Source organism: Euzebyales bacterium (assembly GCA_035461305.1).
Classification (GTDB): domain Bacteria; phylum Actinomycetota; class Nitriliruptoria; order Euzebyales; family JAHELV01; genus JAHELV01.
The window spans coordinates 1-12,021 of record DATHVN010000126.1; the positions used below are offsets into that span (position 1 = coordinate 1).

At 68.6% G+C, this 12,021-nt stretch carries 9 protein-coding genes; 4 read left to right on the plus strand and 5 right to left on the minus strand.

All coding sequences use genetic code 11. The features are described from left to right. Positions 1 to 983, minus strand: a 983-nt coding sequence (locus VK923_11580; GenBank protein ID HSJ45312.1) for a UDP-glucose/GDP-mannose dehydrogenase family protein, incomplete at its 3' end; no start/stop codon positions are given. Positions 984 to 1,562: 579 nt separating this feature from the next. On the opposite strand from VK923_11580, the gene VK923_11585 reads away from it, so the two are divergent. Next, positions 1,563 to 2,324: a sugar transferase gene (locus tag VK923_11585; GenBank protein HSJ45313.1), complete on the plus strand. Its 762-nt coding sequence runs from the start codon at positions 1,563 to 1,565 to the stop codon at positions 2,322 to 2,324. Positions 2,325 to 2,367: 43 nt separating this feature from the next. Here VK923_11585 and VK923_11590 read toward each other — a convergent pair whose 3' ends face one another. Then, positions 2,368 to 3,273, minus strand: a complete 906-nt coding sequence (locus VK923_11590; protein HSJ45314.1) for a sulfotransferase — start codon at positions 3,271 to 3,273, stop codon at positions 2,368 to 2,370. A gap of 196 nt (positions 3,274 to 3,469) precedes the next feature. On the opposite strand from VK923_11590, the gene VK923_11595 reads away from it, so the two are divergent. The 3 genes from VK923_11595 (at position 3,470) to VK923_11605 (ending at position 6,198) form a co-directional block, all read left to right on the plus strand. After that, positions 3,470 to 3,820: a nuclear transport factor 2 family protein gene (locus VK923_11595; protein HSJ45315.1), complete on the plus strand. Its 351-nt coding sequence runs from the start codon at positions 3,470 to 3,472 to the stop codon at positions 3,818 to 3,820. A gap of 142 nt (positions 3,821 to 3,962) precedes the next feature. Then, the gene (locus VK923_11600) at positions 3,963 to 4,754 is read left to right on the plus strand and encodes a hypothetical protein (GenBank protein ID HSJ45316.1); all 792 of its coding nucleotides are present in this window, start codon (positions 3,963 to 3,965) and stop codon (positions 4,752 to 4,754) included. After that, positions 4,735 to 6,198 (plus strand): hypothetical protein, encoded by a 1,464-nt coding sequence (locus VK923_11605; protein ID HSJ45317.1) that lies wholly within the window; start codon positions 4,735 to 4,737, stop codon positions 6,196 to 6,198. Before VK923_11600 ends, VK923_11605 begins: the two co-directional genes overlap by 20 nt. Before the next feature lie 18 nt (positions 6,199 to 6,216). Here the strand turns inward: VK923_11605 and galE are convergent, their stop codons facing one another. The 3 genes from galE to VK923_11620 form a co-directional block, all read right to left on the minus strand. After that, positions 6,217 to 7,203, minus strand: coding sequence for a UDP-glucose 4-epimerase GalE (gene galE / locus VK923_11610; GenBank protein ID HSJ45318.1), 987 nt, complete (start codon positions 7,201 to 7,203; stop codon positions 6,217 to 6,219). Positions 7,204 to 7,300: 97 nt separating this feature from the next. Then, entirely contained in the window at positions 7,301 to 9,145 is a 1,845-nt protein-coding gene (locus VK923_11615) for a hypothetical protein (protein ID HSJ45319.1), read from the minus strand. Between the two features lie 154 nt (positions 9,146 to 9,299). After that, positions 9,300 to 11,951: an oligosaccharide flippase family protein gene (locus VK923_11620; GenBank protein ID HSJ45320.1), complete on the minus strand. Its 2,652-nt coding sequence runs from the start codon at positions 11,949 to 11,951 to the stop codon at positions 9,300 to 9,302. Between the last annotated feature and the right edge of the window lie 70 nt (positions 11,952 to 12,021).

A 12,021-nucleotide genomic window follows, 5' to 3' on the forward strand; every position in this document is an offset into this window, starting at 1 on the left:
GGTTTGAACGCCAACCCCAGCACGGCGATCGTCTTGCCCTCCAGGTTCCACAACAACCGACGCAGCTGCGTGACCGGCCACTGATGCGCCTCCCGGTTGATCCGCTCCGTCTCACGCAGCATCCCGAAGTCGTAGCCCAGCTCGTCGGCGATGTGCACGAACGCCCGGACGTCCTTGGGGAAGCAGCTGCCGCCATACCCCAGACCCGCGTTGAGAAAGGCCCGACCGATCCTGGCGTCGTGACCCATCGCGTCGGCCACGATCCCCACGTCGGCACCCGCCCGCTCACAGATCCGCGCCACCGCGTTGATGAAGCTGATCTTCGTGGCGAGAAACGCGTTCGACGCATGCTTGATGATCTCCGCCGTCCGCACGTCGGTCGCGACGTACGGGCAGTCATGCTGCGCCAGCAGCGGCGCGTACAACTGCCGCATGACCTCGTGGCCGGCGTCGCTGTCAGCCCCCACGACGATGCGGTCCGGTCGCAGCGTGTCGGCGACCGCACGTCCCTCCCGCAGGAACTCCGGGTTGCTGACGACCTCGTAGGTCACGCCGTTGCCCCGGACCCGCGACTCGAGGGCAAGTGTCTCGCGAACCCGTTGGCCAGTGCTGACCGGCACCGTCGACTTCTCTGCGACGACGATAGGACCGGTGGCGTGCTCGGCGACCGACGAGGCGGCAGCCTGTACTAACGACAGGTTCGGGGAACCGTCGTCCCGCGGCGGGGTGCTGACACAGATGAACACGACATCGCTGCCCGCGATGGCATCGCGGTTGTTACCGCTGAACCGGACCCGACCCGCGTCGCGCTGCGTCCGCAACAGATCGTCCAGCCCCGGCTCGTAGAACGGCATCGCGTCGGCCTGCAGTAGCGCGATCTTCTCGGCGTCGTTGTCAACGCCGACGACATCGTGCCCGAGCGACGCCAGACACCCCACCGTGACCAGGCCCACATGGCCCGTGCCGATCACTCCAACGCGCATGCTGTCTCCTGATGTCCGCGCCGTCCCGCCACGCACGGCTCGAACAAGACTAACGCCACCACCACCCCCCAGCCATCGGCCCGACAGGTTGACAGACCATGAACATCCACGGCAGGTGCTGAACGTTCACGGCAGGTGCTCCCTGCGCACCACAACCCGCCCGTCCCGCCGACCAGCCACCACACCAGACACGACCTCGCCGATAGCCAGCCGAGGATCCTTCAGCCTCGCGAACGTCGCAGGGGTGGCCAGGTGGACATGTCTGTCAGGTAGCGGACAGCGATGAGCTGGCGGCGGTCGGTATCAGCCTGAGTAATTTCTGTGGTACCTGGTGAGGTTCCAGTGATACGTGGCCAGCCGAGAGCACTCTAGGTAGTAGAACACAAACCCTCAGTGCTCGTCTCGCTGCTTTGCATACGCCGGGCGTCTCTCGCAACAATGGCCGGGCCAGTAACGGGGGACGGACGCACTCGTGAAGCGCCTGGGACGTCGGAGCGTCTCGTGGTGGCCGGACGAGAGTCCGTAGGAGTCGGACGGTTCTCGAATGAGGGCCGGACAAGGACGAAAGGACATCGGCGCATGCAGGAATCGGCACGTGCGTTGCCGGTCGCAGATGAACAGACGTACCCGCCACTGGTCGCGGTCGACGGCGGGCAGGCGATGCTCGATCCAGCGGTCGCGACCGTCAGGCACATCCACCGGCGCCGAGCACGCACCCTCAGGCGCCTGGTCGCTCAGGCCAGCAAGAGCGCATTGGACGTCGTCATCGCCGCGCTCGCGCTGATGATCACCCTCCCGGTGATCCTCCTCCTGGCACTGTTGATCAGACTGGAATCGCCTGGTGGCGCGCTGTACTGCCAGACCAGAGTGGGTCGACGTGGCCGCCACTTCAGGTGCTTCAAGCTGCGGACCATGTTCAACGATGCCGACCAGAGGCTGCAGACGCTCCTGCGCCACGACGCCTCGGCTTACGACGAGTTCGCATCATCGCGGAAACTGAAGGACGATCCCCGCGTGACGAGGTTGGGGCGATTCCTGCGGGCAACCAGCCTGGACGAGCTTCCACAGCTGTGGAACGTGCTCCGAGGCGACATGAGCATCGTGGGTCCACGTCCGCTCGTGCCGGACGAGCTGGATCACTACGGCGACCGCATCCACGTGGTCCTGCAGGTCAAGCCGGGCCTCACGGGCATCTGGCAGGTCTCCGGCCGCAACGACCTGCCGTACCCCGTCCGCGTCGCGCTGGATGCCGACTACGCCATGCACCGGACGATGTGGAGCGACCTGCGGATCATCGCTCGGACCATCCCCGTGCTGCTGTTCCGCAAGGGCGCCTACTAGGACGCCCGTGAGCTCCAGCGGGCGCACGCGCCGCTGGAGCTCACTACGGCCAGTCGTACCCGAGGGCGTGGCTCGTCGCGCCAGCGATGCGGGCGATCACGGCGAGGTCGCTGTCGTCCAGCTGCCGACGCCAGCGCTCGTCCCGGTGGATCCCCTCGACGGTCTGCAAGCGCATGGAGTTGCCGATGATGTGATGCTCCAGGTCCCCGAGATCGTTCGGTAGCGGAGCCGGAGCAACACCGACAAAGCGCGCGATGCGGTCGAGCGTCGCCTGCGGATCGAGACACAGCGCTTCGTAGTGCAGCCGCATCCAGGAGTCGTCCGGCAGGAATCGACGGACGCGGTCCGCCTCGACGTTGTAGTGCTTCCACTGTCGGGCGGCCTTCGCGACATCGACGCCGGTATGCCGCATGATGCTGGCGACGTTGCCTCGGGGATCGCGGACCAGATGGATCGCCCTGACGTCGAGGTCCCGGGCCGGCGCGAGGTACCCGGGTCGCTGATGGTCTCTGGCCGTATCGACGAACACCGTCCGCCCGGTGACATCAAGCACCGCCCGTGCGAGGCTCCACGTCGACGACCTCGCTCCCACGAGCGTCCGATGGATGGGACCGAGTCGGCCGAGCACCGCATCGCGGGCATCCGTCAACGCAGCGGCACCCAGCGATCGGACGAGCAGGCCGTTGAGCCATCGGCGCCGCGACATCCTGACGTGGGTGCTCCAGTAGCCGGTCTGGTACACGTCGACCGGACGTCCGAGCTCCATCGTCCGCGTCGCGACCGACTTCCAGAACGGACAGTCGACGAAGAGCGCACCACACGAGCACCGGTATGTGGCGACGTCCACCCGCGGCGTCAGGCCTGTCGCCGCGCCGATCGATGCGCAGTCGGGATGGCTGTGCAGCAGGAACCCGAGCAGCGTGGAACCGGTGTACGGGCTGCCTGGCATGCACACGTACCGGACCACGTCCGCCCCTTCAGTACTCGGACCGCTCATTCGTCTGGACCCGCCGTTGGGAACGCCGGCCATGGTGACACACGGGGTGGCTCGTGCACGGGCCGACCGGTGTCCACCTCGACGATGACGTACCTTGGCCCGCGAGGACTCCCAGCCGGGCAGACGGTAGCGAACGCACGGCGACGCGATGAACGAGGACGTACTGAACACGGTCTTGTTGCACATCGACGCCTACAACCGACGTGACATCGAACAGCTCCTCCACGGAATCGCTCGGGACGCTGTGTTCAAGGCCGGGGGCAGCATCGCCGTTGGCCGGGACAACATCCACACACTGTTCGCGAGCGCGTTCGCGGCCCCGTGGCACAGCACGCTGCACATCACCAACGCCGTGGTGCAGAACGGCACGGCGTCGTGTGAGATGGTGGAGACGGTGCAGTCGGAGCGGCAGCGGCGACACAGCGAACTGGTCGGCATCTACACCGTGCGCGGACAGGAGATCGTTCGCGTCCGCCTGTATCGCGACCCCGAAGCGTAGGTGTCACCCGATCGCATGGCCTGCGTGGCCGACGGTGCAGTGCGCACCGTGCGTGCCCTGTGGGATCCTGTCGTCTCGAGGCTGTCGCACCGTGCGGAGGCACTCGGATTGGACAGCCGGGCGGGAGGCGAAGGGCGCTGGCGTGATCGTCGAGTTCATCGGCTGCAGTGGGGCCGGCAAGACAACGCTGATGCGTCAGGTGCAGCGCCACGCGGCAGCCGCGCCCATGGTCGCGACCGCGTGGGACCTGGTCCTCGATCGCCCCGGCCGCCGGCGGCTCACCAACCCGACGGCCGTCAACCTGGTGGCCGACGCGACGGCGCTGGGACCGTTCCTGGGTGGGCTGCGCCGCAACGACGCGTTCGTGCGCTTCGCCCTCCGTCGACTGCGCGGCCAGGCTCCGACGACGGTCGCCGGACTCAACTACGCACGCAACGTGGTCCGGCGGGTCGGCATGCACGAGCTAGCACGCAGGGAGCAGGGCCGGACGGTGCTCGTCGACGAGGGGACGGTCCTGATCGCCTACCAGCTGTTCGTGTACAGCAGGGTGCCCCCCACCGAGGAGGAGATCGAGCGGTTCGCCAGCCTCGTCCCGGCGCCGGACAGGCTGGTCCACGTGCGAGCGCCGACGTCAGTGCTGGTCGAACGGGCAGTGTCGCGCCCGGACCGTCGCCGTGAGCTGAGGCGAGCAGACGCGATCCGGCTGCACCATCTGATCGAACGCGCGGATACTGTGTTGACTGCCGTGGCGTCAGCACCGACGCTGCGCGAACGCGTGCTCGAGGTCGACAACCCCGACAGCTCGGCGCAACGGCAACACGTCGTGGCCCAGCGGATCGCGGCGTGGCTGGCGTCCACCGACCTCGGCAGCGATGGCGGCGAGCGGTCCGACCCCGATGGGAGAACGACACAACGTGCTACCGAAGATCCATGAGCTGATCGAGCGGGTGAACGACGCCGGCATCCGTTACTGCCACTGGAAGAGCAACTGGAACCTGCCGCGCACGCTCGAGGGCGAGACCGACCTGGATCTGCTGATCCACCGCCGTGACGCGCACCGCTTCCGCGACGTCCTGCGTGACCTCGGCTTCGCTCCTGCCGTCGAGGCCGGCAGCCAGGTGCTGCCGGCGGTCGAGCACTACCACGCGCTGGACGAGGCCACGGACCGCATCGCGCACGTCCACGCGTACTACCGCGTGATCTCCGGCGAGAGCCTGGCCAAGAACTACCACTTCCCCGTCGAGGAGATGCTCCTGACGAACACGCGTCAGGAAGGCAGGGTGGTCGTGCCGAGCGCCGGCGCGGAGCTGATCGTGTTCGTGCTGCGCATGCTCGTGAAGCACACGACGCCGATCGAGCTCGGCCTGTTCGTTCGCGGGTGGGAGTCGTTCCGTCGGGAAGTCGACTGGCTCATGACACCCGGTGCCCGTGACGAAGCTCTGTCACTGCTGCCCGTGTGGCTTCCGCAGGTCAGCACGCCCGTGTTCATCGCCGCCTACGACGCGCTGCGGCAGCCGGCCCCCACGGCACGAAGGATCGTGCTGGGGGTACGGGTCCGCGCCCGCCTGCGGGGGCTCACCCGCCACCATCCGACCCGAGCACGACTCACCGAGATCCAGAAGTTCACGACGCGCACCGCGCATCGTCTCGGGGGAACGAAGAAGAAGCTCGCGCCCGGCGGTGGCGGCCTGGTGATCGCAGTCGTGGGGCCGGAGGCGAGCGGCAAGTCGACCCTGCTCAGCGAGATCGAGCGGTGGCTCGGCGCGTACTACACCGTCCGGCGCATCCACGCGGGCAAACCGCCGGCCACCGCGCTCACGGCCGTCCCCCACCTGCTCCTGCCGATGCTCAGGGCGCTGATCCCCGACCAGCGCTCCACGCGTGTGATCGCCGGCGACCAGACCGGCGGGCAACCGGACCGGGACCGGTATCCGCTCACCTTCGCGGTGCGGTCCGTCATGCTTGCCCACGAGCGTCGGGACGTACTGTCCCGTGCGTTCGCCCGCGCGTCCAACGGGACGATCGTGTTGTGCGACCGCTACCCGTCGTCGACCGTCGGCTCGTCCGAGGGAGCCCAGCTCGCGGGCCGACCGACCGCCCACGTTCCCGTCGGTCGATGGTTGCGGGCGCTCGAGGCCCGGATCTATGCCGACATCGCCGCGCCCGACCTCGTGATCCACCTGACCGCACCGCTCGACGTGACGCTGGCGCGCAACGCCGCCCGCTCGAAGACCGAGCCCGAGGACTACGTGCGTTGGCGGCATTCCCTGGCCGAGAACCTCGAGTTCGGCCGGGCGCCCGTGCACAAGGTCGACACCGATCGCCCACTCGACGACGTGATCCGGGACGCGAAGCAGGCGATCTGGGATGCGCTGTGATGCGCCGCGGCGTCCGCGTCAGCCGTCGGCGTAGCCGTGGGGATGGGTGACGTGCCAGTTCCAGGCCGACCCGACGATCTGGTCGAGGTCGCGGATGCGCGCTACCCACCCGAGCTCGGCGCGCGCCCCCGCCGGGTCCGCCACGAGCTCCGGCGGGTCACCTGGCCGCCGGCCGGCGATCTCGGTCGGGATGGGATGACCGGTGATCCGCCGCGCCGACTCGACCACCTGCCGGACGCTGTGGCGGCGGCCGGTGCCGAGGTTGACGAGGATGCCTCGTCCCGGATCCACGCGCCGGAGCGCCAGCTCGTGTGCACGCGCCAGATCCTCGACGTGGATGTAGTCGCGGACGCACGTGCCGTCCGGCGTCGGGTAGTCGTCGCCGAAGATCATGAACCGGTCGCGCTGACCGAGGGCCACCTGCAGCGCGATCGGTATGGCGTGCGTCTCGGGGTCGTGATCCTCGCCGCGTGACGCGTCGGCGGCTGCGCCGGCCGCGTTGAAGTAGCGCAACGCGGCGAACGACAGCCCGTAGGCGGGTGCGTAGTCGCCGAGCGCGCGTTCGGTCACCAGCTTGGTGAAGCCGTAGGGATTGACGGGGTGCTGTGGTCCGTCGTCGGGGATCGGAGTGGTCGCCGGGTTCCCGTAGGTCGCGCAGCTGCTCGAGAACACGATGTGCCCGACGCCGGTCGCCCGCATCGCCTCCAGCAACGCCAGCGACCCTACGACGTTGTTCCGATAGTACGCGGCAGGGTCGGCCACGGACTCCGCAACGAGTGCGAAGGCGGCGAAGTGCACCACCGCGTCGATCCGCTCGTCGTGCAGCACCGTCTCGAGCGTCGTCCGATCGTGCAGTGACCCGTGGATCAGCGGCAGCCCGGCAACCGACTTCGGATGGCCGTGGGAGAGGTCGTCGTAGACCAGGACCTCGTGGTCGCGGTCGACGATGTGCCATGCCGCCTCGCTGCCCACGTACCCGGCGCCTCCAGTCACGAGCACCTTCACTGAGAACGACCTCCAGTGCGCACATGCGGCTCCCGGTCGAGCCGCACCACCGGTCGCCGGCGTCCGCCTCGCGCGAACGCGGCCGGCCGCATCGCGGTCATACGGCCGTCTCGGACCCGGGTGTCCGATCCGGTCGATGCGGCGCACCGTTCTGTGGCTGCTGCTCCTCGTCGGCGCTCCAACTCGGCTTCTGCAGCGTGGCCGGCACCGGCCGTGCGAGGTCACGACGAGGCACAGCCGAAGTGGTGTAGACACATCCGGCCATCGCGACACCCATGATCTCCAAGCGGTGCTTCAGCTCGCGGAGCTCGCTGGACCTGGTCCGGTGAGGAACGACGACGAGCGCCCGGTCCGACTCACGCAGCGCGGCTGCCTGGGTCACCTCGAGGACGGGCGGCAGGTTGATCACGACCAGGTCCTGCTGGGCGGCGAAGCTGTGCAGCACCGCTCGGACCTTCGGCGAACCAAAGAGATCGGGCGCGGCGATGCCGGTGTCACGGACGTTGACGACGGAGATGCCGCGGTGGTCACGCACCTCGATCCACCCGGCGGCGTCATCGAGCGTCGCCGAGGCGTCGATCAGATCAGCTGTGAAATGCTGTTCCTCGAGTTGGCCGACCAGCCGGGACACGTCGCGAGCTTCCATGTCGCCATCCATCAGCCCGACCTTCAGGCCCGACTGACCGGCCGCGAGCGCCACGTTGACCGCCACGAACGCGCTGGCGTCCCGACTGGTCGCCGACACGACCGCGATCACGGTCGCCCGGTGCACGACCGTGCCATACAGCTGGGACCCGTTGGAGGTGGCCCGGCTGTTCGGCGCCCGGTGCACAAGGATGCCCGCAAGCGTGCGAAAGGCGTTGGCCGACGTCGACACGGGATCGTCGAAGACCGGTACGGCCACCGCATCCCCTTCGGCCCGCTTGCGACTCCCGACACTGACCGAGCGCTGTGGCTCCCTCACATCGGCAAGCAGCGGAACGCCCAGGATGCCTGCTGCTGTGTCCGGATCCTCGACACGCCCTGGACGATGACTCAACAGATACGCCGCCCCCACGCCGATCAGCCCGCCGAGGACGGTCGCCACGAACGCGGCGGTCGACAACGGGATGCCCTCCCGCCGTCCCGCGCCCGCGGGAGCGATGAACGGCACGCCATCGCCGCTGAGCTGGACGTCGACCTCGACGTCGTTGCGCTGTCCAGCCAACTCGCTGAGGAGCACCGCAGCGCCCTGCTGCCTGCGAACAAGACGGCGCGTGTCGCCACTGGGCAGCAGGTCACCGGCGAGGCGTTCGTTCAGCCTCGTGCTCAGCCGATCGGCTCGCGACGCCAGCTTCTTCGTCGCGTCGAGCCCCGTGGCGCCGGACCGCTGCTCGGGGGCTTCGCGGGACTTGACGAGCGACGCCACGGTGCGCGCGATCTTCGTGTCGACCAGCAGCACGGGGATGCTGGTGTCTCGTGACGCCTCGACCCGGTCCTGCAGCGAGGCGATCTCCTGCACCGTCGTGTCGATCGCCTCGTCGAGTCGGGTGATCCTGGACTGCGCGTCCTTGGCAAGCGCCTCGCTGACCGCGTCCTGATACGCCGCGCGGATCGCGTCCGCGCCGGTCCGGGCGATCTGCGGATCCGACGCCTCGAAGCTGATCTCGATGAAGTTGCTCTCCGAGCTCGACGTGATCGTTCGACCCTCAGCGATCTGCTGCGCAGTGATGTCCGCCGGTGGTTTGAGCGTCGGCGCCAGCGCACTCGCGCGATCGGCGACGATCGCCGACTCGAGGATCGCCACCTGGTCGGCCACGTACCGTTCCGCGTCGGCTGTCGAGCGGTCTGCCGCGCGCATGTCCTCGACGATCAGGCTGGTCGTGGCTACGAACTTCGCGGGTCCGGTCAGCGCGAACGCCACGCCGAGCACGCCGAACGACACCGCGCACACCAACACCAACAGCGGATGCCGTCGGATCGCGAGGAGCGGGTCGGTCTCAGAGGCCCTGGCTCTGTCAGGCGTCTGCATCATGCTCCGTACCGGTCGGCTGGCAACAATCCGCGCTCAGCGTAGCGCCTTTCGTGTGACGTCAGTCCTGTCCCATTTCACACTGTCACGCAGCCTCAGGACGACGACCGGCCTGGGCATTGCGTCCGCCCACGCCTGGGATGGCCTCCCGTCCCAGATCGAACGCCTCGGCGGCCAATGGCCGATCCACCAGCCAGAGGCTGAGCGCATACGTCGTGACACCGGTCGCCACCAGCAGCACGACCTGCCAGATCAGCGCGAGCTCATCCACGACGCTCTTGACGCCGAGCACCGCGGCGACCATGAGCACCGAGGCGATCGCCGGCGTCATCAGCTGCCGTGCCAGCAGGTCGAGGCGCAGGCCGACGAGCTTGTGGACGGCGTAGAACCACACCGGCGTCACAGCCAGGGTGACAACGGCGAGGGCGGTCGCGACGGCCAGGACGCCCCACTGAACGGCGATAGCGAACCCCACGACCTGGGCCAGGGCCGCGCCGCCCATGATGGCGACCCGCCAGGATGGCTTCCCGAGCGCCTTGATCACGGTGGGGTTGAGGAATCCGATCGACGTCACGAGCCCGGCGACGCCCAGCACGCGCATGACCGGGATGCTGGGACCCCAACCCTGTCCGAACATCAGAAGCGTGACTTCGGGCGCAAGGATGATCACACCGAGAAAGGCGGGAAAGGTCACCAACGCAGCGAGCCGCATCGTCCGGTAGTACAGGCGCTGGACCCGTTCGCTGTCGCGCTGGACCCGGGAGAACGTGGGGAAGGCGACCGATCCTATGACCGACGTGCAGATGTTTATCACCAGCCGCAGCACGCGGTAGGCAACGACGTAGAAGCCGAGCGCCGTCGAGCCGATGAACAACCCGATCATCAGGTTGTCGACCTGGGTGTTGGCGAGGCGCAACGCGCGGAACCCGACGATGTTCGCACCGAACGGGAGCAGCTGCTTGACGTGCCCCCAGGAGAACCCGAGGCGCGGTCGCCAGTCGCTTGCGACCCACAGGGTGATGACCGCCACGACCTCCACGGTGAGCGTCTGGACGACGAGGCTCCACACGCCTGCGCCCAGGACCGCGGCGATGATGCCCGCGATGCCACCGACCACGACCGACACCAGCGAACGCAGCGTCAGGGTGGCGAACGCGAACTCGCGGGTCAGGATTGCGCGTTGCACGGTGCTCAGGCCGCTCACCGTGAGCGTCAGCGACAGCGCGGCCAGGATCGGACTGAGCGCCGCGTTGTCGAACGCGGTTGCGATCAACGGCGACGACGCCGCCAGCAGGCCCGTAAGCACCACGCCGAGCGCGACACTGGCCCAGAACGCGCCGTTGATGTGCTCGTCCTCGATGTCGGCACGCTGGATGATCGCGTCGGCCAGCCCCTGATCGGCCGCGATCTTCAGAAGGCTCGTGAACACGGTGGCGAGCGCGATCAGGCCGAACGCCTTGGGTGCCACCAGGCGTGCCAGCACCGAGAAGACGACGAGCGTGGCGAGCTGGTAGCCCCAGTTGTCCAGCGCCGTCCAGTAGACGCCACGGGCCGCGGCGCTTCGAAGGCCCCCGCCGAGCCTCACCTCGTCCCCGCGTCGCGTGTCGCGGCGCTCGCGGGCAAGCGCGCGCCACAGCTCGAGGTTGCGGTCCAACGTCCTCACGAGGTCGTACGACGCGCTGCGCTGCCGTGCCGCCCGCCCGAGGCGGCGCCGGCGCGGCTCGTTGTCGAGCACCTCGTCGATCGCGTGACCCAACGCAGCCGTGTCGTCGCGCGGCACGACAACTCCTGCCCCATCGATCGCATCGCTGCCGAAGACGTCGGTCGCGACGATCGGTGCGCCGCACGCCATCGCCTCGAGAAGGACCAGCGACATGCCTTCCCACCGTGATGGAGCGATCACGACGTCGGCGGCGCGGAACTGCGCCGCCGTGTCCGTCACCTCTCCGTACCACTCGATCCAATCGCCGACGCCGAGCGACTCGGCGAGCCTGAGGAGCCGTTCCTTCTCGCCGGCCTGTCGTCCGCCGCCGACCAGACGTAGACGCGCGTGCCGGTTGCGCAGCTGTGCCAGGGCTCGGATCGCGAGGTCCTGGCCTTTCTGCCTGCTCAACCGAGCGACGCAGGCGATGAGCGGTACGTCTTCGTGGCGCTCTGCGCGCGGCCCGTCGGGCGAGAACCGGTCGCGATCGACGCCGTTGGGGATCACGATCAGGCGATCGACGGCGGAGCCGAGGACGGCACGCCCTTCGGCAGCTTCGTGCTCCGACACCGCGACGATGACATCACTGCACCGTGCGAGTACCCGTTCGATCCACCGATACGGTGCCGTGAGGCGCCCGCCGCTCTGCCAGGACCACGAGTGCGGCGTGAACACGACGGCCGGCCGGTCCCGCCGCCGCAGTGTGGCGACGGCGATCCGGCCCACCGCGCCGGCCTTCGATGAGTGCAGGTGCATGACGTCACGACCCCGTGCCAGTCGCCGCAGCACCAGGACCCCGCGAAGGTCGTCAAGCGCGGGGCGCCGCCGCAGGTTGGACACGACGTGCGAAGCGCCGGCGTCGAGGATCCACGTTGACAAGGGCCCGTGGCCAGCATCGGGGCACGCGACAACCACGCGGTGCCCCGCTGCCACAGCGGCTTCGGCCTGCTGCCGCACGCAGACCGCGACGCCGTATCCCGCCGGTTGCGCCACGATCAGCACGTCAAGGGGGTCGTGCCCGACGTCGCTGGTCATCGGAGTACCGTACGCCCGGGTGGGGGGCAGGTTTCCTCCCGGGAGGGTGGACTACTGGACCCCCCCGGGG

What these genes read in the sequence shown, in the direction of transcription:
- VK923_11620 (HSJ45320.1), bottom strand. Translation starts at nt 11,951, where the DNA reads ATGACCAGCGACGTCGGGCACGACCCCCTTGACGTGCTGATCGTGGCG.
- VK923_11585 (HSJ45313.1), top strand. Translation starts at nt 1,563, where the DNA reads ATGCAGGAATCGGCACGTGCGTTGCCGGTCGCAGATGAACAGACGTAC.
- VK923_11590 (HSJ45314.1), bottom strand. Translation starts at nt 3,273, where the DNA reads ATGCCAGGCAGCCCGTACACCGGTTCCACGCTGCTCGGGTTCCTGCTG.
- VK923_11595 (HSJ45315.1), top strand. Translation starts at nt 3,470, where the DNA reads ATGAACGAGGACGTACTGAACACGGTCTTGTTGCACATCGACGCCTAC.